The 25,506-nt window shown below is 38.9% G+C and carries 24 protein-coding genes and 1 tRNA gene; 10 read left to right on the forward strand and 15 right to left on the reverse strand.

Features of this window, described 5'->3' with window-relative positions; all coding sequences use genetic code 11:
• Positions 1–26: 26 nt before the first annotated feature.
• From cmk to gyrA, 4 genes are all read right to left on the reverse strand, one after another.
• Entirely contained in the window at positions 27–737 is a 711-nt protein-coding gene (cmk, locus tag QMA08_RS01785; protein WP_039489782.1) for a (d)CMP kinase, read from the reverse strand.
• Between the two features lie 106 nt (positions 738–843).
• The gene (aroA, locus tag QMA08_RS01790; RefSeq protein ID WP_290173433.1) at positions 844–2,121 is read right to left on the reverse strand and encodes a 3-phosphoshikimate 1-carboxyvinyltransferase; all 1,278 of its coding nucleotides are present in this window, start codon (positions 2,119–2,121) and stop codon (positions 844–846) included.
• Positions 2,121–3,203, reverse strand: coding sequence for a 3-phosphoserine/phosphohydroxythreonine transaminase (gene serC / locus QMA08_RS01795; RefSeq protein WP_290173435.1), 1,083 nt, complete (start codon positions 3,201–3,203; stop codon positions 2,121–2,123). Before serC ends, aroA begins: the two co-directional genes overlap by 1 nt.
• Before the next feature lie 158 nt (positions 3,204–3,361).
• On the reverse strand, positions 3,362–6,061 hold the full coding sequence (gyrA, locus tag QMA08_RS01800; RefSeq protein WP_002961163.1) for a DNA topoisomerase (ATP-hydrolyzing) subunit A: 2,700 nt from the start codon (positions 6,059–6,061) through the stop codon (positions 3,362–3,364).
• Between the two features lie 176 nt (positions 6,062–6,237).
• On the opposite strand from gyrA, the gene ubiG reads away from it, so the two are divergent.
• The 5 genes from ubiG to yfaE all read left to right on the forward strand — a co-directional run bounded on the left by ubiG (position 6,238) and on the right by yfaE (position 11,787).
• Positions 6,238–6,948, forward strand: a complete 711-nt coding sequence (ubiG, locus tag QMA08_RS01805; RefSeq protein ID WP_002961162.1) for a bifunctional 2-polyprenyl-6-hydroxyphenol methylase/3-demethylubiquinol 3-O-methyltransferase UbiG — start codon at positions 6,238–6,240, stop codon at positions 6,946–6,948.
• On the forward strand, positions 6,948–7,628 hold the full coding sequence (locus QMA08_RS01810; RefSeq protein WP_002961161.1) for an HAD-IA family hydrolase: 681 nt from the start codon (positions 6,948–6,950) through the stop codon (positions 7,626–7,628). Before ubiG ends, QMA08_RS01810 begins: the two co-directional genes overlap by 1 nt.
• 408 nt (positions 7,629–8,036) lie before the next feature.
• A complete protein-coding gene (gene nrdA, locus QMA08_RS01815; protein ID WP_002961160.1) occupies positions 8,037–10,319 on the forward strand; it encodes a class 1a ribonucleoside-diphosphate reductase subunit alpha in 2,283 nt (760 codons plus the stop codon).
• A 65-nt stretch (positions 10,320–10,384) separates the two neighbouring features.
• Positions 10,385–11,515 (forward strand): class Ia ribonucleoside-diphosphate reductase subunit beta, encoded by a 1,131-nt coding sequence (gene nrdB, locus QMA08_RS01820; protein ID WP_002961159.1) that lies wholly within the window; start codon positions 10,385–10,387, stop codon positions 11,513–11,515.
• Positions 11,515–11,787, forward strand: a complete 273-nt coding sequence (gene yfaE / locus QMA08_RS01825; RefSeq protein ID WP_039489790.1) for a class I ribonucleotide reductase maintenance protein YfaE — start codon at positions 11,515–11,517, stop codon at positions 11,785–11,787. Before nrdB ends, yfaE begins: the two co-directional genes overlap by 1 nt.
• A 35-nt stretch (positions 11,788–11,822) precedes the next feature.
• Here yfaE and QMA08_RS01830 read toward each other — a convergent pair whose 3' ends face one another.
• Together QMA08_RS01830 and QMA08_RS01835 are read right to left on the reverse strand one after the other, a co-directional pair.
• Positions 11,823–12,410 (reverse strand): DUF1287 domain-containing protein, encoded by a 588-nt coding sequence (locus tag QMA08_RS01830; RefSeq protein WP_200220243.1) that lies wholly within the window; start codon positions 12,408–12,410, stop codon positions 11,823–11,825.
• A gap of 27 nt (positions 12,411–12,437) precedes the next feature.
• Positions 12,438–12,911 (reverse strand): hypothetical protein, encoded by a 474-nt coding sequence (locus tag QMA08_RS01835; RefSeq protein WP_200220242.1) that lies wholly within the window; start codon positions 12,909–12,911, stop codon positions 12,438–12,440.
• Positions 12,912–13,203: 292 nt separating this feature from the next.
• On the opposite strand from QMA08_RS01835, the gene QMA08_RS01840 reads away from it, so the two are divergent.
• From QMA08_RS01840 to QMA08_RS01850, 3 genes are all read left to right on the forward strand, one after another.
• Positions 13,204–13,614: a hypothetical protein gene (locus tag QMA08_RS01840; RefSeq protein WP_193226363.1), complete on the forward strand. Its 411-nt coding sequence runs from the start codon at positions 13,204–13,206 to the stop codon at positions 13,612–13,614.
• Positions 13,615–13,667: 53 nt separating this feature from the next.
• Positions 13,668–14,015, forward strand: a complete 348-nt coding sequence (locus tag QMA08_RS01845; RefSeq protein WP_149602761.1) for a hypothetical protein — start codon at positions 13,668–13,670, stop codon at positions 14,013–14,015.
• Positions 14,016–14,161: 146 nt separating this feature from the next.
• Positions 14,162–15,151, forward strand: a complete 990-nt coding sequence (locus tag QMA08_RS01850; protein ID WP_200220241.1) for an alpha/beta hydrolase — start codon at positions 14,162–14,164, stop codon at positions 15,149–15,151.
• A 138-nt stretch (positions 15,152–15,289) separates the two neighbouring features.
• Here QMA08_RS01850 and QMA08_RS01855 read toward each other — a convergent pair whose 3' ends face one another.
• Positions 15,290–15,718: a hypothetical protein gene (locus QMA08_RS01855; protein ID WP_002961147.1), complete on the reverse strand. Its 429-nt coding sequence runs from the start codon at positions 15,716–15,718 to the stop codon at positions 15,290–15,292.
• Between the two features lie 199 nt (positions 15,719–15,917).
• Positions 15,918–16,097: a hypothetical protein gene (locus tag QMA08_RS01860; protein WP_002961145.1), complete on the reverse strand. Its 180-nt coding sequence runs from the start codon at positions 16,095–16,097 to the stop codon at positions 15,918–15,920.
• Positions 16,098–16,377: 280 nt separating this feature from the next.
• Here QMA08_RS01860 and QMA08_RS01865 point away from each other — a divergent pair, with 280 nt between their 5' ends.
• Entirely contained in the window at positions 16,378–16,767 is a 390-nt protein-coding gene (locus QMA08_RS01865) for a YkgJ family cysteine cluster protein (protein WP_039489801.1), read from the forward strand.
• Between the two features lie 215 nt (positions 16,768–16,982).
• Positions 16,983–19,352, forward strand: coding sequence for a TonB-dependent receptor (locus QMA08_RS01870; protein ID WP_290173439.1), 2,370 nt, complete (start codon positions 16,983–16,985; stop codon positions 19,350–19,352).
• 624 nt (positions 19,353–19,976) lie between these two features.
• Here QMA08_RS01870 and QMA08_RS01875 read toward each other — a convergent pair.
• The 7 genes from QMA08_RS01875 to QMA08_RS01905 all read right to left on the reverse strand — a co-directional run bounded on the left by QMA08_RS01875 (position 19,977) and on the right by QMA08_RS01905 (position 25,340).
• On the reverse strand, positions 19,977–20,597 hold the full coding sequence (locus tag QMA08_RS01875) for an FKBP-type peptidyl-prolyl cis-trans isomerase (RefSeq protein WP_002962890.1): 621 nt from the start codon (positions 20,595–20,597) through the stop codon (positions 19,977–19,979).
• A 69-nt stretch (positions 20,598–20,666) separates the two neighbouring features.
• Positions 20,667–21,053 (reverse strand): hypothetical protein, encoded by a 387-nt coding sequence (locus QMA08_RS01880; RefSeq protein WP_002962891.1) that lies wholly within the window; start codon positions 21,051–21,053, stop codon positions 20,667–20,669.
• Positions 21,054–21,107: 54 nt separating this feature from the next.
• Positions 21,108–21,198, reverse strand: a tRNA-Ser gene (locus QMA08_RS01885).
• A gap of 144 nt (positions 21,199–21,342) precedes the next feature.
• Positions 21,343–21,720, reverse strand: coding sequence for a hypothetical protein (locus tag QMA08_RS01890; RefSeq protein ID WP_024596649.1), 378 nt, complete (start codon positions 21,718–21,720; stop codon positions 21,343–21,345).
• 203 nt (positions 21,721–21,923) lie between these two features.
• Positions 21,924–22,472 carry an NAD(P)H nitroreductase gene (locus QMA08_RS01895; protein WP_039489807.1) on the reverse strand — a complete coding sequence of 183 codons (549 nt, stop codon included), beginning with the start codon at positions 22,470–22,472 and terminating at the stop codon, positions 21,924–21,926.
• Between the two features lie 129 nt (positions 22,473–22,601).
• Positions 22,602–23,285: a DoxX family protein gene (locus QMA08_RS01900; protein WP_290173441.1), complete on the reverse strand. Its 684-nt coding sequence runs from the start codon at positions 23,283–23,285 to the stop codon at positions 22,602–22,604.
• A gap of 93 nt (positions 23,286–23,378) precedes the next feature.
• Positions 23,379–25,340, reverse strand: coding sequence for an NADPH-dependent 2,4-dienoyl-CoA reductase (locus QMA08_RS01905; protein ID WP_182751943.1), 1,962 nt, complete (start codon positions 25,338–25,340; stop codon positions 23,379–23,381).
• Positions 25,341–25,506 lie beyond the last annotated feature (166 nt).

Raw genomic sequence — 25,506 nt, forward strand, 5'->3', positions numbered from 1 at the left:
GCATCCTGCTGGCGCATAAAATGTGTTTAGCTTCGTTTAGGAAGCTTACCTTCAGAGATAGCAATATCCAATAAAGTTATTACCTTATCAAACACTTGCTGTGCATTAAGATCGCTAGTATCGATCTCAATAGCATCCTCTGCAGGTACAAGCGGAGCAACGGCACGATTCATATCGCGCTCGTCACGAGCTTGAATGTCCTGTAATAGACCACTTAGTGTAACATCAAGGCCGCGCGTATTCAACTCAACAAAGCGTCTACGAGCACGCTCTTGTGCACTTGCTGTTAAATATATTTTTAACGGCGCATCTTGAAAAACCACAGTGCCCATATCACGGCCGTCGGCAATTAAGCCATTTTCAGTGCGAAATGCACGCTGGCGACGTAATAACGCTTCACGAACGCGAGGTAATGCTGCAACTTTTGATGCCGCAGCGCCTACTTCTTCATTACGAATAGTAGTGGTGACATCTTCGCCTTCTAAAATAACTTTTCCTGCATTAGTTTGGCTATCTACCAAAAACTGCACATCTAAATTTGCAGCAAGCGGGACAAGCCCTTCTTCATTGTCTAATGCAATTTGGTGATGAAGTGCAGCTAAAGATAAAACACGATAAATCGCACCGCTATCTAATACATCCCACCCTAACTTGTCGGCTAACAAGCGACAAACAGTTCCTTTACCTGAACCACTTGGGCCATCAACGGTGATCACGGGCATTAATAACGCCTGCATTTAAAACCTCCTGCAATGCACACCTAAATAAACCGCGACATTATACGTCAGTTATTAAAATATATCTGCTATTAGTGTGTAACTTTTGTAATTACTTCTAATTAGCTTATTCACTGACTGACGCTAAAACATTGAAAAATGTAGGAAATGTTTTATAGGTACACTTTGGATCATTAATTGTTATTGGCTTTCCACCAACGGCAACCATTGAAAAACACATGGCTATACGGTGATCGTCGTAAGTATCAACAGCAACATCATTAAATGTTTCAGGTGGGGTGATCTCTATAAAATCTTCACCTTCTACAACCTGTGCGCCTACTTTACGAAGCTCAGTTGCCATTGCATATAAACGGTCTGTCTCTTTTACTCGCCAGTTATAAATGTTACGAATGGCTGTTGGGCCTTTGGCAAAAAGAGCAACAGTTGCAAGAGTCATGGCTGCATCAGGAATTGCATTGGCGTCAATATCCACGCCTTTTAATTCGCCTTTGCGAACAACTAAACGTTCATCATACCAATCAATTTTTGCGCCTACTTGCTCCATTACTTTGGCAAAGCCTATATCACCTTGAACCGATTTAGCGCCAACGCCCTTAATTTCAATCTCACCGCCTGCAATTGCAGCCGCAGCAACAAAGTAAGAAGCAGAAGATGCATCGCCTTCAACCATTATGCGATCTAATGATTGATATTGTTGACCACCTTTAACTTTAAAAGTTGCATAATCACTGTGCTCAACATTAACCCCAAAACGTGCCATTACATCAAGTGTAATATCAATATAAGGTTTAGAGACTAAAGTACCTTTAATAGTTATTGTTGTATCACCGTTAAATAATGGCGCTGCCATTAATAGAGCGGTTAAAAATTGACTTGAAATACTGCCGTCAATTTCAACTTCACCGCCTTTTATTTGGCCACCCACAATTTTAAGTGGTGGGTAGTCTTTGTGCTTTGTATAAGTAACATCACCACCCAATGCTTGCAGCGCGTCAACCAAGTGCCCTATTGGGCGCTCTTCCATACGTGGCTCGCCTATTAGCTCGTACTCACCAGCAACGGCAGCAAGTACTGCCGTTAAAGGTCTATAAGCAGTACCCGCATTACCTAAAAACAATGGCTCAGTCGGTGTATTAAACACACCACTAACACCCTCTACGGTGGCTACAGTGCGTTCATCATTTAAAGTTACATTTACACCTAATAACTTTAAGGCGCCCAGCATATGGCGTATATCGTCACTATCAAGTAAGTTTTCTACAACGGTAGTACCGCTTGCAAGTGCTGCTAATAATAAAATTCTGTTCGATAGACTCTTTGAACCTGGTAGGGTTACTGTGCCATTTACTCTAGAAATAGGTTCTAAACGAAGCTGCTCCATTAGCTGTGCTCCTTTGCAAAAGCAGCCATAAAGTCTACAAGTGCTTGAACACCTTCAATAGGCATTGCGTTATAAATACTTGCGCGCATACCGCCCACAATTCTGTGGCCTTCAAGAGCAAGTAACCCTGCATCTTTAGACTGAGCAACAAACTTATCATTTAAGCTTTCATCATTAAGCCAAAACGGAACATTCATACGTGAACGGCAATGTTTAGCTACTTTATTGGTATAAAAGCTCGATTCATCAATAAAGTCATAAAGTAGCTGCGCTTTAGCAATATTTTGAACTTCCATCGCTTTTACGCCACCATTACTTTCAAGCCATTGAAATACTTCAGCAGCTAAATACCAAGCAAATGTAGGAGGCGTGTTAAACATGCTGCCTTGTTTTGCTTCTAATGCGTAATCTAAAATGCCTGGCTTAGGTAAGCCTTCACGCTCAAGTAATGTTTTACGAACAATAACGATTGATATGCCCGACGGGCCGATATTTTTTTGCGCACCAGCGTAAATTAAATCAAATTTATTAACGTCTATTTCGCGTGATAAAATAGTTGACGACATATCAGCAACGATCGGTGCAGTTGGGTGGCTTGGTACATCAAAAATTTCTAAGCCGTCAACCGTTTCGTTAGGGCAATAGTGAATGTAAGATGCATCTTCTGGTAACACCCAATCAGCAACCTGTTTAATAGAAAACTCGCCATTGGCATCATTACGCACATCAATAGAGGTTGCTTGAGTAAACTTGTTGGCCTCATCTGTTGCACTTTTTGACCACACGCCGTTTTCGCAATAAACCGCAACTTTGCCTTCTTGGTGTAAATTTAATGGCACAGCACTAAACTGCCCACGACCACCACCATGCATAAACAGCACTTCAAATTCATCAGTTATATTTATTAGGCGACGAAGGCTGGCTTCACATTTAGCTGTAAGGGCTAAAAATTCTTTGCTACGATGGCTTATTTCCATCACAGACACACCTAAATCTTGCCAATCTAGAAACTCTTTTTGTGCTTTTTTCATAACCGCTTGCGGAAGCATAGCTGGCCCCGCACAAAAATTATATTTACTCATTACCTTTGCCTCATTCCAGTAATTTAACTACTAAGCATGAATGCTCAATACCCACCCACTAAACCTTTGAGTTTTAGTGAATGAATATAACTTCACACCCTATTAATTTTTTTCAACAACATTAAAAAAAGCGGCCAAGGCCGCTTTTTCAATATCAATTATTCTGAAGGAGGATTATCATCCGCTACTTCATCAATAACCGTATCTACAGTTTCAACGTCTTCAATATCAATCAAGTCACTTTCTGTAACTTCAATCTCTTCTATACGTTGTAAACCAACTACTTGCTCTTCGTCAATAGTTCTGATCAAAATAACACCTTGGGTGTTACGTCCAACCGTAGAAACTTCATTAACGCGAGTACGTACTAAGGTACCACGATTTGAAATAATCATGATTTCGTCGTTGTCATCAACTTGTACAGCACCAACAACAGCACCGTTACGCTCACTCACCTTAATAGATACAACACCCTGTGTTGCACGGCTCTTAGATGGGTAATCTTCTAGTTGTGTACGCTTACCGTAACCATTTTCAGTTACCGTTAAAATAGCACCGTCAGTTTTTGGTACAATTAACGATACTACGCGTTGATCATCGGCCATTTTAATACCACGAACACCTGTAGCAGTACGACCCATTGGGCGAACACCTTTGAAACGAATCTCAGGGTTACCTTCTTCGTCTAATACTGGGTTACCGTTTTCATCAACAACTGTTGTTTCTTCAGCTTCTTTAAAGCGTACAACTTTACCTGCATCAGTGAACAACATAATTTCGTTGCTACCATCGGTAATATCAACCCCAATCAGGCTATCGCCATCATTTAAGTTAACAGCAATAATACCGCTTGCACGTTGACGACTGTAAGCCGTTAATGGTGTTTTCTTAACTGTACCAAATGCTGTTGCCATAAAGATGTATTTATCTTCTGCGTACTCGCGTACTGGCAATATAGCAGTAATACGTTCATCAGCTTCAAGTGGTAACAAGTTAACAATTGGCTTACCGCGCGCTGCACGACTCGCTAGTGGTAACTGATACACTTTAAGCCAATATAAACGACCGGCCGTAGAGAAACACAATATAGTATCGTGTGTATTTGCAACTAATAGACGCTCAATGAAATCTTCATCTTTCATCTTCGTTGCTGACTTACCTTTACCACCACGACGCTGTGCTTCGTAATCAGACAATGCCTGATACTTCACATAACCTTCGTGAGAAAGCGTTACTACTACGTTTTCTTCAGTAATTAAGTCTTCAAGGCTGATATCGTGAGCAGCTGCATTAATTTCAGTGCGACGCTCATCACCATATTGCTCTTTAATTTCAACTAGCTCGTCACGTATAACTTCCATTAAACGCTCAGGAGTTGCCAAAATATAAAGTAGTTCAGCAATTAGTTCTAATAACGCTTGGTATTCGGTCAGGATTTTTTCGTGTTCAAGGCCTGTTAGCTTATGTAAACGCAAATCAAGAATTGCTTGAGCTTGTTGCTCAGAGATATAATATTGACCATCGCGAATACCAAGTTCGCTTGCTAACCAATCTGGACGAGCAACATTGTCTTCACCTGCTTTTTCAAGCATACCTTGTACATTACCTAATTCCCACGGACGCGCTGTTAAAGCAATTTTAGCTTCAGCAGGTGTCGGCGACTTACGAATAAGTTCGATAATTGGGTCAATGTTCGCAAGCGCAATCGCTAAGCCTTCAAGCGTGTGTGCACGGTCACGGGCTTTACGTAAATCAAATACTGTACGACGAGTTACTACTTCACGACGGTGAATAATAAACTCTTCTAACATTTCTTTTAAATTGAAACATTTAGGTTGGTTATTAATTAGCGCAACCATATTCATACCAAACACAGTTTGTAACTGAGTTTGTGAATACAAGTTGTTTAAAATAACTTCGCCTACGTCACCACGTTTAATTTCAATAACGATACGCATACCGTCTTTATCTGATTCATCACGTAGAGCACTAATACCTTCAATTTTCTTATCTTTAACCAGCTCAGCAATTTTTTCAATTAAACGAGCTTTATTAACTTGATAAGGAATTTCGTGAACGATAATTGTTTCACGGCCTGTTTTTTCATCGGTTTCGATGTCGGCGCGTGCACGCATGTACACTTTACCACGGCCAGTTAAGTAGGCTTGTTCAATACCCTTCTTACCGTTGATAATTGCAGCCGTTGGGAAATCAGGACCAGGGATATAATCCATTAACTCTAAAATAGTTAAATCTGGATTTTGAATAAGTGCCAAACAACCATTTACAACTTCAGTTAAGTTATGTGGTGGTATATTTGTAGCCATACCTACTGCAATACCTGACGAACCATTCACTAATAAATTAGGAACTTTCGTTGGTAAAACATCAGGGATGAACTCAGTGCCATCGTAGTTAGGAACGAAATCAACCGTTTCTTTTTCAAGATCGGCTAATAACTCATGCGACATTTTAGCCATACGTACTTCTGTATAACGCATTGCCGCTGCTGAATCACCATCAACCGAACCGAAGTTACCTTGGCCATCTACTAGCATATAACGCAGTGAGAATGGCTGAGCCATACGAACTATCGTGTCATAAACTGCACTGTCGCCGTGTGGGTGGTATTTACCGATTACGTCACCGACCACACGGGCCGATTTTTTGTAAGGCTTGTTCCAGTCATTACTAAGCTCGTTCATTGCAAACAAAACGCGGCGATGAACAGGTTTTAAGCCGTCACGTACGTCTGGTAATGCACGTCCTACAATTACGCTCATTGCGTAATCTAAGTAGGAGTTTTTTAACTCGTCTTCAATATTGACTGGCAGAATTTCATTGGCGAGATCAGTCATTTGATATCACATTCCTTCAGTATCAGCTCTCAACAACCCGGTATTGGGTATTAAGAGTATTGTTATTATTTCTAACAGCCATGCTATCACAATTAATTTTAATTTACAGGCGCAAAACTTTGCGATTTATCAATTTAGCCCTATATAATGGCCTCAGATTGACGAGGAAGTATTTTATGACCGAACATCAAAATGTAGATCACGCAGAAATAGCAAAATTTGAAGCCATCGCCGAGCGTTGGTGGGACCTAGACGGAGAATTCAAACCTCTTCACGAAATTAACCCGTTACGTTTAGACTTTATAGCAAACAAAACGCAAGGCTTATTCGATAAAGAAACACTCGATGTTGGCTGTGGTGGCGGTATTTTAAGCCAAAGCATGGCGCGCATGGGCGCAAAAGTAACTGGCATCGACATGGGGCAAGAGCCTTTAACTGTTGCTAAGTTGCACAGTTTAGAAACTGGCGTAAATGTAGATTACATAAAAGTGCCAGCAGAAGAGTTTGCATCGCAACACCCAGAGCGCTTTGATGTAATAACCTGTATGGAAATGCTTGAGCACGTTCCCGACCCAGCATCTATCATTCATGCCGTAGCTGCACTTGCCAAACCAGGCGCAGACGTGTTTTTTTCAACCCTAAACAAAACACCTAAGGCATATTTATACGCCATTGTTGGCGCTGAAAAGCTTTTAAAAATGGTCCCTGAAGGTACACACGACCATAAAAAGTTTATAAAACCTGCGCAGCTTATTGCATGGGCAGAGCAAGCGGGTTTAAAAGTTCGTGCAAGTACAGGCCTTTCTTATAATCCACTATCAAAGCAATATACGCTCAATAGTGACGTTAGCGTAAATTACATACTGTACTTTGAGAAGTTAGCTTAATGGCTAACTCTCAAGCCCCCCTCTCCCTTATTGAGTACGATGCATTTTTATTTGATCTAGACGGCACTCTACTCGACACCGCTGATGATTTAGGTGCGGCTTTAAATGCAGTTCTCATTAATAATAAAATAGAGCCTGTTAGTAGTGATGTATACCGCCCTGCGGCATCTAACGGCGCAGGCGCATTATTAGAGACTGGTTTTAAAGAGTTATGGGACACACAACCTCAAAGCGAACTTATTAAGCAATTAGTTGACGAATACGCTGCAAACATAGCAAATCACACGCATTGCTTCAGCGGTGTTGAATCGTTGCTTATTGCCCTTGATCAGAAAAAGATCAAATGGGGGATCATGACTAACAAACCGGGGTTTTTAACTGATCCTTTAGTGGCAGCAATTCCCGCATTGAAAAATGCTAGTGTAGTAATAAGTGGCGACACCTTAGCTGAAGCTAAGCCATCCCCTTTACCGCTGCTATACTGTGCAAAGCTTATGGGAGTGCAACCAAAACGCTGTTTGTACATTGGTGATGCACAGCGAGACATACAAGCAGGCAAAGCCGCAGGTATGCGCACAGCAACGGCACTTTGGGGCTACATACCAAGTATTGATGAAGCCAACAGCTGGAATGCTGATTTTAACTGGCAAAGCCCAATTGATGGTTTTAACCATATATAGTGCCATGTTAATTAATAAACACTATATATTGTGATTGTGTTAGTTTTTACGCAAAGCTTGCTGATAAAAAAAGCAGTCAAAATTTATTTTTAAAATGCGTAAATTTAGCAGATCATTAGTTGATTTTTGCATATTTCAACTTAAATGATTGTTCGAAGGTGAGTGTCTACTAACACAAATACGTTATCCCGAAGTTATCCACAAATAGGGGCAATTATGTCCCTTGCAAAACAACTCAGACCACACTATCTTGTGATCTCTAAATTGAACAACACCAGATATTGTGGCCAAATGTTATTCAATTAAATTCGCAAATATGGCGAAACTTATAATAAATGAGTATATACCTTGCCCCGGCGAGGTATAAAGCATTGGTCAAAATACATAATTCCCAAGGAATACAGGCAAATGAACCAACAGTTATCTGTAAGCAAACGTGACGGGCGTAAAGAGCCTCTTGATCTGGATAAGATCCATCGCGTTATTGAGTGGGCCGCCGAAGGTTTAAACAACGTTTCGGTTTCGCAAGTTGAATTAAAGTCGCACATTCAGTTTTACGACGGTATTCGTACTAAAGACATTCACGAAACCATCATTAAAGCAGCAGCGGATCAGATTTCAAAAGAATCGCCTGATTACCAATACTTAGCTGCACGTTTAGCTGTATTCCATTTACGTAAAAAAGCGTACGGTCAATTTGAGCCACCACGTTTATTTGACCACGTAACAAAAATGGTTGGCGATAAACGCTACGATGCTCATTTACTAGTAGATTACACAGAGCAAGAGTTAGATGAGCTTGATGCATACCTTGATCATTCTCGCGATCTTAACTTTAGCTACGCTGCTGTAAAGCAACTTGAAGGTAAGTATCTCGTTCAAAACCGTGTATCGGGTGAAATATACGAAAGTGCACAGTTTTTATATATTTTAGTTGCGGCAAGCTTATTTTCAGATTACCCACGTGAAACACGTACTGATTACATTAAACGTTTTTACGATGCAGTATCTTTATTTAAAATATCTCTACCAACGCCAATTATGTCGGGTGTACGTACGCCTACTCGCCAGTTTAGCTCGTGTGTATTGATTGAATGTGGCGACAGCCTTGATTCAATCAATGCAACGTCGTCAGCTATTGTTAAATACGTTTCACAACGTGCGGGAATTGGTATTAATGCAGGTAGAATACGTGCGCTAGGTAGCCATATTCGTAACGGCGAAGCGTATCACACAGGTTGTATCCCTTTTTATAAGCACTTTCAAACAGCGGTTAAAAGTTGTTCACAAGGTGGTGTACGTGGCGGCGCAGCAACATTATTCTACCCGCTTTGGCATTTAGAAGTAGAGAACCTACTTGTACTTAAAAATAACCGTGGTGTAGATGACAACCGCGTTCGTCACCTAGATTACGGCGTACAGTTTAATAAATTAATGTACTCTCGTTTAATTAAAGATGATTACATTACATTATTTAGCCCATCAGATGTACCTGGCCTTTATGATGCATTTTTTGAAGACCAAGCTGAGTTTGACGCACTTTACGTTAAATATGAACAAGACGAATCTATTCGTAAAAAACGCATTAAAGCCATTGAGCTTTTCTCTATGTTTGCGCAAGAGCGTGCAAGTACTGGTCGTATTTATTTACAAAATGTGGATCACTGTAATACACACAGCCCATTTATTTCTAAAGTTGCGCCAATTCGCCAATCTAACTTATGTTTAGAAATTGCATTGCCAACTAAGCCACTTAATAACGTGAATGACGAAGAAGGCGAAATTGCCCTTTGTACACTTTCTGCGTTTAACCTAGGTGCAATAGAGTCACTTGATGAGCTTGAAGAGCTAGCTGAACTTGCAGTACGCGCACTTGATAACTTACTTGATTTCCAAGACTACCCTGTACCGGCTGCTAAAAATGCAACTATGGGTCGTCGTACACTAGGAATAGGCGTAATTAACTACGCATACTACCTAGCTAAAAACGGTAAGCGTTATTCTGATGGCAGTGCTAATGCATTAACACATAAAACCTTTGAAGCTATTCAATATTACTTAATGAAAGCATCAAACGAGCTTGCTAAAGAGCGTGGCGCATGTCCTAAGTTTAACGAGACAACGTATTCACAAGGTATTATGCCAACAGATACGTATAAACGTGATTTAGATAAAATTTGTGATGAGCCACTTCATCTTGATTGGGATACACTACGTGCAAGTATTAAAGAGCACGGTATGCGTAACTCAACACTAAGTGCGTTAATGCCATCAGAAACATCGTCGCAAATCTCTAACGCAACTAACGGTATTGAGCCACCACGTGGGCATATTAGCGTTAAAGCAAGTAAAGACGGTATTTTAAAACAAGTTGTTCCTGAGTATGAGCGTTTAAAAGATCAGTACGAGCTACTATGGGACATTCCATCAAACGATGGTTATTTACAGCTTGTTGGCATAATGCAAAAATTTGTTGACCAAACAATTTCTGCAAATACAAATTATGATCCAAACAAGTTCGAAGGCGGTAAAGTACCTATGCAAGTCTTGTTAAAAGACTTACTAAGCGCGTACAAACTAGGTGTTAAAACCTTGTATTACCACAATACTCGCGATGGCGCCTCAGATTCACAAGAAGATGCTCCAGAAGTGGAAGATGACGATTGTGAAGGCGGCGCGTGTAAAATTTAACTGCTGATTTTTATTTTAAGCGGGCATTTAGCCCGCTTTTTCTGATAGTTTTTTGAGTGATAAACATGTCTTATACTACTTTTAGCCGAAACCATAATAACCAAATGCAAGAGCCAATGTTTTTTGGCCAAACTGTAAACGTATCTCGTTACGACCAACAAAAATACCCAATTTTTGAAAAGTTAATTGAAAAGCAACTGTCTTTCTTTTGGCGTCCTGAGGAAGTAGATGTAAGTAAAGACCGTTTAGACTTTCAAGCATTACCAGATCACGAAAAGCATATATTTTTAAGCAACTTAAAATACCAAACACTGCTTGATAGTGTACAAGGTCGTTCGCCAAACGTGGCTCTACTTCCAATTGTATCGCTACCAGAGCTTGAAACATGGATAGAAACGTGGGCGTTCAGTGAAACAATTCACAGCCGCTCATACACGCATATTATCCGTAACGTAACACAAGCACCTGAGCTTATTTTTGATGACATTGTTAGCAACGATAAAATTAGCGAACGTGCTGATGCCGTAACTAAATACTACGATGACTTAATTAACTCTGTATCGCTTTACAACTTATACGGTGAAGGCAAACACGAGATTAACGGTAAAACAGTTATCATTAATTTATTTGAGCTTAAAAAGAAACTTTACCTGGCTATGATGTCGGTAAATATTCTTGAAGCGATTCGCTTTTACGTAAGCTTTGCATGTTCGTTTGCATTTGCTGAGCGTGAGCTAATGGAAGGTAACGCTAAAATCATCAAGCTAATTGCACGCGATGAAGCACTTCACCTTTCTGGTACTCAGCATATTTTAAACATCATGCAAGACGGTAAGGACGACCCAGAAATGGCGATTGTTGCTGCCCAGTGCCGCGACGAAGCAATTAAAATGTTTGTTGATGCTGCAGAGCAAGAAAAAGAGTGGGCCGAATACTTATTTAAAGATGGTTCGATGATTGGCTTAAATAAACATATTTTATGTCAGTACGTTGAATACATTACCAATGCACGTATGACTGCGATTGGTTTGCCAGCACAGTTTGAAAACAACAGTAACCCTATCCCGTGGATAAACTCGTGGTTAGTGTCTGATAACGTGCAAGTAGCACCACAAGAAGCAGAAATAAGCTCATACCTTGTTGGTCAAATTGACTCTCAAGTTGATGCATCAGAATTTGGTGATTTTGATTTATAATGAGTGACAAGTCTACTGCAAGCATAACGCTTGCAGAAAACAGCCAGTGTATAGAATTTATCGCTGGCTGCCCTTCTCTTCTACACTGCTTAGAATCCATGAAAATAGACGTCGCATTCCAATGCCGTGAAGGTTATTGCGGCGCTTGTAGAGCAACTTTAGTGTCAGGCAGTGTTGAGTATAACGAAGAGCCACTTGCGTTTGTACGCGAAGGCGAAATACTGTTGTGCTGCTGTAAACCCAATGGCAATGTAAGTATTGATCTGAAATAAAAATCAATACTTACATCTATCGTTTATTAAACTTATCAATAGTGTGGAACGAACCGGTAATGTCCGGTAATTTTATAATCAAAAAGCATATCGCTTTTGTGCGGACCACGCCCTATATTATGCACAATAAGTGGGTTACCCGTATCTTGAGATAACTCATTAATCACCATACCTATATGAGGTAAATTACCTGGTAACATCCACGTTACTATATCGCCGGTTTTATAATCACTCACTTTGTTGGATTTACTCAATACGTTTGCATGGCGCTCAAAGTAAGCTTGTAAATTTGGAACACGTCGATGATCTATATTTTTATCAGGCTTAGTTAAGCCCCAAATACGTTTAGATGGATACAGCGCAAAGTTTTTTTGCATGTCTTCATGCACGAGTTTCTGTAAATCAACACCTAACTTTCTATAACTTCTAATTATTACATCGGTGCACACACCTATATTTTTAGGTACATCCCCACCAGGGTAGCCAATAGAGCGATAAGCGCCGTCGTAAGTCACATCATGAGTTGTACGCTCAAGCAGAGCTGAAACAATATCTTCTTCAAACGATGCTGCATTACTATTTATACACGCTAAAGTAAGTAGACACCCAATAATTCTGTACATATAAACTCCTTTAAACCTAAAATTGAGTTACAGCGTTTGGGCTACGTGCCTAAGAACGTCTATTTTATTGCCTTTACTTGCAAATTGCGTATCCAGCGCATATGCCATTTTTTCAAGCGGAGCGTCGTTGTATCCTACATGTTGGATTTCGCTAATGTAACGCATCATAAACGCGTCTGGACCAAGTTTAAGCCACTGCGCTACATGCACAAGCTCATGAAAATGAACCCTCAAATCTTTTGCAACCTCAGGAAGTAGATAATAGGTATTTTTATACGTTATACCCGCCGCGTCCATATCGACAAAATCACCTAGGCCCATTTCTCGCAGACCCGCAAAGTCTGGCTTTGGTATTTGGTCTACAACAACGTAATACGCGTTTTTTAAAAACTCGGTAGGATAAAACCCATCAAATTCATTGCTGAATTTATCACAACACACTTTTTGACTATTGTATTTTAAATTTGTAGCGTCAATCCAACTTTCTATTTGTTCTAGCAAAGCTTATCTCCTAAAGTACAAATGCAACACACCATGTGTAAACCTTAATCTAATATTGTAGTAAATTTTTTAACCAGCACTTTTACTATTAACACCTCGCAACTAGCTAAGAAAATAGAACGCATTAAAAACTAAACAAAAAGCGCTTAATCAAAATTATCATATAAGCATAACCGGTCTATAAACAGTAAAAACCTTTTTTATACTTTTTAAAGTGTTATTATTTGTAACTAAAATAGTAACACTTAAAATCATGTATAATTTTACTAATATACTCTTTCGTATGAAAATAATGCGTTTCAGTCCCATTGTCTTACTGGTCATATTAAGTAATACAGTAAATGCTGAAAATATAAAACCGTTCACATCAGATGGCTGTAGTGCTTTTCCGGATGGCACCACAAAGGATAAAAAGTTGTGGCTTGCATGTTGTAAAGCGCACGACTACGCCTACTGGCAAGGTGGCACTTATTGGCAACGTTTAGAAGCAGATAAAGCCTTGCAACAGTGTGTTATTGAAGCCGGCGAAACGAGTATAGCGAACCTTATGCTTGTTGGAGTTCGATTTGGTGGCAGTCCTTATATACCATCGACTTTCAGATGGGGCTATGGTTGGCCCTATCCTAGGTTATATCAAGCATTAACAGCTGATGAAATTAAGCAAATTGCTGCTTTAAAAACGGTATCAACTCAAACCAATTAACACATTGTGAAAAACTGGGTTGTGCAAATAATATCAAAAGGAATTGAATCACTATGCTTATACTGCTAAGTATCATTTTAACTTTGTTTCCAACGGTAATATCTTATTTTGTTTCACGTAATTATGCTAAAAAGGCTAAAGCAACTAATAAAGGTGCTTACATCAGAGCTGTGCTTTGGTCTAGTGTTTTCTCGTGGACACTATTTGCTGCTGTTGGGCACGGTGCAATCATCTTCCCTTTACCTTCAACATTTGCGGTCGTGTTATATGTGTTTTCATATGACGAACGTGGTATCTATTTTCATCCTCACATCTTTTTAAGCCCAACGATTCCAATAGCCGTTTATTTAATAAGCTATTTCAAATACAAAAAAGCGGCCAATAAAGAGCTAACGCCCTAGCCCACTGTTGGCTCATCAGTATCTTGTAAGTCCTGCTGTACACTTCTTTGCTGTGAAACTACAACGTTATTATCTGAATATAAATGTGTAAATAACAGGTCTAGTAAATTAATAAAGCGTCATTACCAAAAATAACGAGTTTACCTATGCCCCTAGATATACAAAAAAGCCTTAAAGTAAAACCTGCTCACATCGTCTCATTTATTGTGTTTTTATTAGTTTCAATATCTACGTTTACCGCTCAAGTATATGCCGCTGATGCTGTATGGCCTTCAAAAACCACTTACAAATATGCAAATGTAAACGGTAAAAAGATATTTTACCGAGAAGCTGGCGCGCAGCATAAGCAAACCATTGTACTTTTACATGGGTATCCGTCGTCTTCACACAGCTACCGAGAATTGATCCCACTCTTATCAGGTCGTTATCATGTGATTGCACCTGATTATTTAGGCTCTGGTTATAGCGCACGCCCAAACCCAGAAACTCAAAAATATACTTTTGAATTACTAGCTCAATACGTTGAAGTGTTACTAACAACACTTAAAGTAAAGCGCTACAGCCTTTATATACAAGACTTTGGAGCTCCTGTGGGCTTTAGAATGTTGTTAAATAACCCAAATAAACTTGATGCACTTATTGTACAAAATGGTAATGCGTATTTAGAGGGGTTAACCCTACCGAGGCAAGCGTTTTTTAAAGCCGCGAATGAGGACAAATCACAAGCGCAGAGTGATAAAATTTATTCGTTCACGTCTAATAAAGCCATTATTAATAAGCAATATTTACGAGACGTACAAAGTAACCCAGAAGTAATGAGCCCTGATAGCTGGACGCACGATCTTCACTTTTTACAAACTAAATCCGATAGAGTAATTCAAGTACAATTGCTACAAGATTACTACAATAACCTTCTCGACTACCCTAAATGGCAAGCTTATTTACGCAAGTACCAACCAGCAACATTAATTGTATGGGGCAAAAACGACCCTGCGTTTATAGCCGCAGGCGCTAAAGCATATTTGAAAGATGTACCGAACGCTGAAATACATTTACTCGATTCAGGACACTTTAGTGTTGAAGAAAAACCAGTTGAGATTGCAAAGTACATTGTGAACTTTATGGATAAGCTATAAATAGCGGAAATAAAAAAACGCTGAGGGTATAAACCATCAGCGTTTCATTAAATTGTATTAACTTAAGCTAAATCCAAAGAAATAGTATTTAATATGGGTAACTGTCAGATCAAGTCTGAGCTAGTAAATTTTAAATATTTAACCTTCTTCTTCAATAAGTGATTCTAGTAGATCGTGTATTTCAGCTTTAAGCTCTTTGTCTTCTATTTTATTAGCACTAACCTTAGCATTTTGAAGATTTTTAATAGCCTCGTCTTTTTGACCAAGTTCTAGCTGCAGTGTAGCCATTGAAAAAGAAACTGATGACATGTGATCTTTGTTATTAATCGCAACAGACTTTTCTAATGCTTTTTCATAAGTCGTGATTGCCTCTTCTAGCTCTTCGGTAAAATCAGCTAAAGTTTCCCATTGTACTGGGTGATCTTTTGAAGTGTTTTCGTTTTCAATACAAATCGCTTTTAATTGAGCAAATAAAGATTCAAATTTTTCTCGGTTATTTTTGTTAGCCGCCGCCATTAAATCTTCTGCTAGGTCATGTACCGCTTTATATATTTTTGTATTCATCATCACTGGTTATCCTTTAGTGCAGCTAAACTAATTTACTGACTCAATTTAGCTAAAATGTATCATTACAGTCATTATAAAATGTATTTAAACAACTGATTTATTTAATTTGGTGTATATCGTAATAATACATTAATAATGAACATCGCGTAGACGTTAAACACACTGTAATTAAACTTTATCGCAATTACTCTTAGTAACCTCACACACTGAATAAACTTGCAACCCAATCCAACGTAAAGATAGTCGTAAACACTTTAAGTGCAATGACAACTATAAATAATAAGATGATTGCCGCTTTGGCTTTACTACTTTTGAGGTTGTTCCAATATAATAACTTTGCATTAAATTCTGTTTTTAACTTAGTAACAGCTTCTTTCATAATTACATCCTACTTAGGTATCCCGCTCAGCAACATTTAATAACTACACAGCTGCCCAAGCAGGTTTCATAATATTTTTCGCCACCTTAGAGTAAAGCATTAAATAAAGCCTGTACTATATAAAATGTAACAAGGGGTTTTAACTTAAGTTATTGTATCTAACTTTTTTACACACCCAAAAAGCAAACAATGGTGCAATTCAGTAGAGCGTTAATAATAAATTTGGTGCTACACTAATAGCTAACTTAAATGTGTTAACAGCCAATTAAATTAGCAAATTATGAAAGAGTGTAACCAGTGTGGTAAATGCTGTATTAAATATGGTGGCGGCGACTTAAGCGCAACGAAAGAAGAAATAGATTTATGGGAGCTCTTTAACCCCGAAATTTATGAGTACGTTAAAAACAACGAAATTTGGTTTGACCCAAAAACAGGCTCAAGACTTCAAGTGTGCCCATTTTTAGAAATTGCGCCTAAAAAGGAGCCTCTCGCTAAAAATATGTATACCTGCAGTATTTACCTTGACCGTCCAGAAGACTGCCGCCACTACCCTAGCCTTATTTCAGAGATGATCCGCGACGAATGCGAAATGATTGAATCTATAGATATTACAAACCAGACAAGAGCGCAGCATAAACTAGATTTGATAATGATAGATAGCCGCTCTTAGATACCTAGATAAACCTGCAGCGCTATGAGTCTCGCACTTAAATAAATAGGTATTTCTATTAACATACCTATTATTATAATTTTTATAAAATTGGTTTAATCGTCATTTTTAGATCATTCATCGCAAAATACAAAGTTATACTATAACATTGTTGATTCACTGATTTTGCGGTGTTATATTATATCACAACATAATAACCGTGAACCAATATATCCATGACAAAGTTAACATTAATCTCCTCTGCTATTTTTTCTGTTTTATGTTCTCAATCAGCTTTGGCTGCCACTGTTACTGGTAAAGTAATGGATGATAAAAATCAGCCAATTAAAAATGCCTCAATTCATGTGCATGGCAAAAACCAAAGCGTAAAAAGTAATGATTTAGGCGAATTTGCTATAGACATCGATGCAAATAGCCAATTACATATTAGTAAAGACAACTACGTAGACTCTCGTATTGCTGTTAGCGAATCTTCAAATAATCTGTCTGTGTCACTTAAACCAACATCGGTTGAGACAGTGGTTGTTTATGCCTCTGCACTTCATAAAAATAGCCTCGAGATGATATCGCCAGTAAGCGTGCTCTCAGGTGATGAATTAAGAAATAAATCAAAACCAACTCTTGGTGAAACGCTAAAAGGTTTACCAGGCGTAAATGCAAGTTACTTTGGCCCTGTATCATCAAGCCCAATTATTCGTGGTTTAGATGGCCCTCGCGTTAAAATCACACAAAACGGATTAGATGCCAGCGATGCATCACGCATTGGCCCAGACCACGCAACATCAAGCGACAGCCTAGCAGCAGAACAAATTGAAGTATTACGTGGCCCAAGTACCCTACTTTATGGCTCTGGTGCAATTGGCGGTGTTGTTAACGTGGTTGATAACCGCATCCCTACAGACAATATCGACGAGCTTACGGGTGCTGCTGAATACAGCCACGATACAGTGTCAAACTCAAACACAGTAGCTGCAAAACTTGAAACAGGTAATGAAGGCTTTAACTTTCATTTTGATGGCACTAAGCGCAGTGGCGATGATTACCAAACACCTACCTTTACTATTGCCGACGATGATGGCGATGTAGAAACAGAGAATTCTGTAGAAAACACATTTATTGATAGCGAAACACTTAACTTTGGTACCAGCTATGTTGGCGATCATTTAACGATTGGTTTTTCGTACGGTAGTATTGATACCGATTACGGTATTCCTGGGCATGAGCATCATCACGATCACGAAGGTGAAACTGAAGAAGAGCATGCAGAACATGAAGATGAAGCAGCTGAAGAGCCGGTTTACGCACATTTAGAGCAAGATCGCTGGCAAGGGCTTGTAAGTTACGCCCTTCATAATAACTGGATTGAAACCATCAACCTACGTGTTGGCTATACAGATTACTCGCACAGCGAAATTGAAGATGGCGAAATTGGTACTACTTTTAAAAATAAAACGACTGAAGCACGTTTAAATGTAGAGCATAAGTTTGCTGATTGGCACGGAATGATGGGCTATCACTACAGCGATTCTGACTACGATGCAATTGGTGAAGAAGCATTTACACCTGCAAGTGTAACTACAACTAACGCATTATATTTACTAGAAGAGCGTGAATTTGGCGACGTTACAGTTGAACTTGGCGCACGTGTTGAAGATTACAAAATTGAAAGCCAAATCACGGCACACGAGCATAACCACGATGAAGTAGAAATAGATCACAGCGACGAAGAAACCATTGGGTATAATGAAAGTTTTACCAATTTAAGTGCCTCTGCTGGTGCTATTTGGAAATACAAGCCAGGTCATAGTATCGCTACAAGTATTTCTCATTCAGAACGAGCACCACTTTCGGCAGAGCTTTTATCTAACGGTTTACACATTGCAACTGGCACTTACGAGCTAGGCCTTGGTTACAATATTGAAGATAATGAAGCGCATTTTGAGCCAGAAAATATCAAACAGGAAACTTCAACAAACTTAGATTTAAGCTTTAGACGTTTTAGCGGTGATTTTGGTTACACCGTTAACTTTTTCTATAACGATATTAAAAACTTTTATTTTCAAGAAAATACGGGGTTAGTTTACGATGAAGAAGATGGTTTAGAATCAGCTATTGGTGCACATGACGATGCTGTTGCGGTTTATCAGTTTACAAGTAAAGACGCAGAGCTTTATGGAATTGAGTTTGACGCGCATTACCAAGTAACACCAAGCGCTATGGTTAAAGTATTTGGTGACTCAACTCGTGCAAAACTAAAAGACGACGAAGGTAATTTACCACGTATCCCTGCCAATAAATTAGGCTCTGAGTTACAGTACGATTTAGGTGACTTACAACTAACATTAACGGGTACTCATTACTTTGATCAAAACGATGTAACTACCTTTGAAACTCAAACTGATGGCTATACGTTATTTGATGCACAAGCTAATTACCAATTAGGTTTAGGCAGTGTCGATGCACAGCTGTATATAAACGTTGATAACATTACTGATGAGTTAGGTTTTGTACATAGCTCATTTATTAAAGATAAAGCCCCACTACCTGGCAGAAACTTCCGCTTTGGTGTTCGTGGCTATTTTTAATAATTAAAAGTAGTTTTAGTTTATAAACCGCATTTTATTAATGCGGTTTTATTTTTAGAATATATAATATTGTTCGGCAATAATACTTGATCAATTCAAGGGATTAAACTTTGCGCTAACTGCGTAAAAAATTATGAAATACGACTGCATGGATGCAAAAGGTAGAGCAATGCAGGAGCAATTAATGATAACAATTAGTTAAAAAAGCTTTTGCCTTGTTATCAACACTATTTTCTTAGCGCAAAATAGATCACTTAATTAGGGTCTGTTGATCTTTGCGGATTAAAATTTGTTCAAACTAGGGGCTATTTAATCGCGGCGCGAGGTTTGTAACCTAGTGGGCTAAGTAAAAACCGAGCAACAAAGAGTAAATAGCCCCTAGAAAGAACCCTTTGGGCAGCGCCTGTTTGGCATTAATGCTACGTTATCGCCCATTTATGGGGAATAACCACACTACATAGGCTCTGCCTTGCCTAAATACCAAACAGACTGCTGCAAATTTAACCTTGAAAGATCAACAGACCCTAATCGAATTGGTATAAAACACTTAGATTACAGACACAAAAAAGCCGTATTCAGATTGAATACGGCTTTTTAAACTCTTAATTTTAAAATTTATTTAAATTAAGAAATGATTTCGTGTAGTTCAACGTCAAATACAAGCGTTGAGAAAGGTGCGATTGCAGCACCTGCGCCACGTTCACCATAAGCAAGCTCATGAGGAACGTAGATACGCCATTTAGTACCTACAGGCATCATTTGTAATGCTTCAGTCCAACCTTTGATCACGCCACCAACTGGAAATTCAGCTGGTTGACCGCGCTCGTATGAGCTATCAAACACAGTACCGTTAATTAGTGTACCGTGGTAATCAACACGTACTGTAGACTCAGCTGTTGGCTTTTCGCCTTCGCCAGTCGCTAGTACTTCGTATTGAAGACCAGACTCAGTTACTGTGATTTCAGGACGTTTTGCGTTTTCTTCTAAGAATGCAATACCTTCTGCAGAAAGTACTTTAGATTCTTCTTCACGACGAGCTTGGATCTCTTCGTTAATCTTTTCGAATGCAGCTTGAATCTCAGGGATCTCAACTTGAAATGCGCTACCAGCGTACGCATCTTTCATGCCTTCAAATACTGAATTTAGGTTTAAGCCTTCAAAAGGATTAGACTTAAGTTGCTCACCCATTTGTAAGCCAATACCGTAACTTGCTTTTTCAGCATCTGTAGTAAAATTATCTGACATAATGTGTTTTTCACGTTTTGTTAGTTAAAAGACACGTATATGCTATCACAAAATAAACCCCGTTTGGGGCTAGTTTTTGCTGAGTTTTAGCTTAATTAGGCCAACAATATAACTACAAAGCGGTAAAGTGAATAAAATTCCAACAAGTAAAGGAATAGCTAATAATCCAGATTCACCAGACAATAAAAATGGCACTGCAACTAAGCCTACTAAACCAATAAAAGCAGAGCCAATTACTGGCCAATGTTTATCATATTTAGTAATAAGATGGGCAGCCAAAATATTAAAACCAAGACCATAAGCAAAAGCGGTAATTAATGGATATTCTGGTTGTGCGTCGACCGCCATTTTTGCCAACAAGCTAATAGCACTTTGATAGCAATAACCAAATACCACCCATAATAAAAGATGTTTTATTAATTGCTGTGAGGTTGATAGGTTCGTTGCTTTAGTCATTAATTAAACTCCACAAAGCAAAAAACCGCCTATAAGGCGGTTTTTTTTAAATAATGGTGGAGAGATAGGGATTTGAACCCTAGATGGGCTATAAACCCATGCCGGTTTTCAAGACCGGTGCATTCGACCACTCTGCCATCTCTCCGTACGGCGCGAATAATATGGTTAAACGTGTTACTTGTAAAGAGCTAAATATAAATTAATCGTAAATAATAATTAAACGATTAAAAACAAGTCACATTGCTCTTTTGTTACGCTATTTACTTCAACACGCTTATTAATTCAATACTCAGTAATATTGTTTGGGCCTGCGAGCAATCCAAGAACAAATCAAACAAGCCAATAAACTCAATGCCGCGAATGTTACACTTTGAAAAATTAAGTCAAACCGATTTAAATCATCACTTGGCACTATTACAAACATAAAAGCGGGGAGTACACTTAGCGCTAAAACATAACAACACACTTTAAATGCCCGTCCAAAGTCAAAACGTTTAGACTGTTGCATCCACAAAGTTAACAGTATTAGCATACCTATTGCAGAGCCTGCTATAAAATGCGCTGCATTTGTACTCATTGCAACATACAAGGTTACAAAAGCACCAACAATTCCCCAAATTGACCACGCAAGCCAGTTTTCTTTTTCCTGTAAAAATAAATTTCCCATTGTTTTCGTCTTCTTTATCGTTATTTTTATTAAGACTTTCCATAATGTATCAAAAAACAACCGATTAAAAAACAAACTGAAGAAGAATTATTAACTTTTGTGCTTCCAAGCGCTTCTCACAGCCAAACCACTAACTCTTTTATACTACTCTTGGTAACCTTAATGAATTATGACTATGCAAATTGCATAAAGTTCATACTATTTCACAAATTACTAAAATAATGTTCTGGTTTATGGCGAGGCGACTTTTTACACTCGACTTGAGGAGTACCTATGTATAAGTACCCTACAATTTCATCTTGCTCATGTAAGTTAAGCGCTTTTTTGACTGCTCTACTTTGTGCAAAGTAACCTGTGCGCCAAACACCACCTAAACCTTGAGCAAATGCAGCTTGTTGCATTGCTAATACACTACAGCCTGCACTTTGTACTTGCTCGATACGAGGAACTTTTGGGTGTTCTTGATATTTAGCAATTGCTATTACAATCATCGGCGAACGAAGGGGAAGCTCTTTAGCACGGTTAATTACTTTTTCTGTCTGTTGCTCTGCCACTGCACTTTGATGGTAAATTTCACCCAGTTTATTGCGTGCATCACCTTGAGCAATGATGAACTGCCACGGTGCTATACAGCCATGATCAGGAACACGTAATGCTGCTTGCTTAATTATGTCGAGCTGCTCAGGCGTAGGGCCCGGCTCTGTTAGTTTAGAGTCTGATTGGCGGGTAAGTAAAAGCTCGATAGCGTTCATAACGATTCCTCAAAATTCAAAACGATAGAGTAACATTTAAAACCTTAAATAATAAATGCCGAGAAATTAAAATGCAAAACGGCCGCAAAGGGTCAACTATGCAGCCGTTAATAAAATACATTTAATGCGTTATTTTTTTATAACGTTTCGCTTTAACCAGTAATCAAAACTAACAAAACGCCCACCGCCCATAAAAAATAAACTTAAGAGCATAGCAAAATAAATTGCCGAAAATTCTATGCCATTATTTAAAATAGATGGTTTACCTTTTTCGTATAGGTAATCAGGAAAGCCATGCTCTTCAACTAAGCCTCGAATTTTTCCTATCCTGCCTTGTACTTCTAGTGAGTTTTCGAGGCTTTCTTTTGCACCAGGGATAGATAACCAATCAAGTACTTGCGCAGCACTTGTTTCTGGATTAGTCGGCGCTATTGCAAACCACCCGTTATGCCAATGTACTGAAGTAGCCGCTACAACCATTGTGAACATAAGCGGGATACTGACTAAGCGAGTTAAAAGGCCAAATAATAACAACCAACCACCTAAAAATTCACTCCATCCAGCTAAAAAAGCTAGTAAGTCAGGAAACGGTAAGCCTAAACCCCATTCACTATTACCAAACCATTGAACGACATCAGGCGACGCTAAAAAGTTATTTAGAAAGCCTTCTGTTTCAGTGCTTATAGCAAGTTTGTTATAACCTGCGATGATCATAACGGGAGCTAAGATTAAGCGAAATAGTAAAGCAGGTAAACCATCTAAAAACGATAGCTTACCCAATATTGTGTTATAAAAACTGATTAGTTTATTCATGCGTATCCTGTGTGTTCAATGTTTATTAAGTTATAGACTATAAACAACAAAGACCGTATAAATTGATAAACTATTTCAATTTATTTACAAAGGTTAAATACTTCTCGCAACTTGTAGGGCTTCAAAAATAGCGCGTTTAGCATCAATTGCAGCAGCCAGTTTAGCTCCGCCTATCACATGCACTTTTGCGTTATCTGTGTAACCTTCTAGCACTTCGCTATTAGAAACCTGACCAATACAGGCAATAACAGTATCTACCGGCAGCACTTGTACTTCTCCAGCAACATTAATTGTTAACCCATTTTTATCAAAACTTTGATATTGGCAATCAGCAATTTGTTTAACGCCATGCTGTTTAGCAACTTGGCGATGTATCCAACCAGTGGTTTTACCAAGCTCACTTCCAAAACGACCCGAACTGCGTTTTAACATATACAATTGGCGCTCGTCTTTATGAGGCTGTGCATCACACTCAATCCCCCATTGCGTTTTAAACTCGCTAATAGATTGTGATTTATGTTCGCTTAAAAACGCAACCATATCAAAACCAATACCGCCAGCACCTAAAATAGCGATTGATTTGCCCAGTTCGACTTCGCCGCGTATGACTTCGTCATAGGCAAACACACGCTTATCATCACTACATTTAATAGAGGCTTCACGCGGCCTAACGCCTGTTGCAAAAACAATATCATCATAATCTTTAAGCATTGAATCGTCGTAAGCTTTACTAAGCTCCACAGTTACTTTTAATCGCTCGAGCTCATTAGTGAAGTAAGTAAGTGTATGGTTAAAGTCTTCTTTACCCGGTATCTGCATGGCTAAATTAAATTGACCGCCCATTTGCGATTTTTGATCAATTAACGTGACGTTATGCCCTTTTTGAGCCAAGTAACAACTTGCTGATAAACCAGCAGGACCTGCACCGACAACTAATACATTTTTAGCTTTAGCTGCTTGCTCTAGCGGGTAATCTAGCTCAAATGCAGCTTGTGGATTAACTAAACACGTAGCACGTTTATTTTTAAATACGTGATCTAGACAACCTTGGTTACAGCCAATACAAATATTAATTTGTTTAGATTGATTGTTTACATACTTATTAAAAAACTCAGGATCAGCCAATAACGGACGTGCCATCGAAATTAAATCAGCCTCGCCTGCATTTAAAATATCGTTAGCAATTTCTGGAGTATTAATTCGGTTAACAGCAATCACAGGGACATTAACTACGTCTTTTAAACGCTTTGATGCTTCTTTAAATGCACCCGGTGGCACCATACTCGCAATAGTCGGTACGCGCGCTTCGTGCCAACCAATGCCAGTGTTAAATATATCAACACCCGCTTTTTCAAGTTCAGTAGCCTGAATAACAACTTCCTCTGGTGTTGAACCGTTTGGAATTAAATCAATGACCGACAATCTAAAAATAATTAAGAATTTTTCAGATACTTTTGCTCTTACAGCTTTAACTATTTCAAGTGCAAGTCGCATTCTATTTTCTAAGCTGCCACCAAACTCATCATCGCGTTTATTGGTGTGCGGCGCCATAAACTCATTAATCAAATACCCTTCAGAACCCATGACTTCTACGCCATCGTAGCCGGCTTTTTCAGCCATATAGGCAGAATGCGCAAAGTCTTTAATTGTTTTTTTAATCGAGCCAAGCGACATCGCTTTAGGTTTATAAGGATTAATAGGTGCTTTTATTGCACTTGGTGCTTGATTGAAAGGATGGTATGCGTAACGTCCAGCATGTAATAATTGCAAACAAATTTTTCCACCGTGTTTATGCACAGCATCTGTGTAGGCGCGATGCTTAAACACATCGTAATAACTATTAAATGAGGAAGAAATAGGTGTTAGCTTGCCACGTAAATTAGGGCTGTATCCGCCTGTAATTAACATTGCGGTGCCACCTTTTGCACGTGCTTCATAAAATGCGCGTAAGCGTTTGCGGTTATGCCAGCCCTCTTCAAGACCTGTATGCATTGAGCCCATAACTAAGCGGTTACGTAATTGTGTGTGTTTTAGTTGTAATTGTTGTTCTAACATCTTGTGCCCCGTTAACTGGTCTAACCTGTATACATTAGCTAATTCTGCTTTAATGGCAAGTAATAAGCAATATGTGCATGCATTTAATTAAAAATAGCAGTAAAAACTTACGTTTATATAGGCTCATAAACACTTCGTTACGATTTAGCAGTTAAATTTATTTTTA

The sequence above is a fragment of the Pseudoalteromonas sp. APC 3355 genome (genome assembly GCF_030407615.1).
Taxonomy (GTDB): Bacteria; Pseudomonadota; Gammaproteobacteria; order Enterobacterales; family Alteromonadaceae; genus Pseudoalteromonas; species Pseudoalteromonas distincta.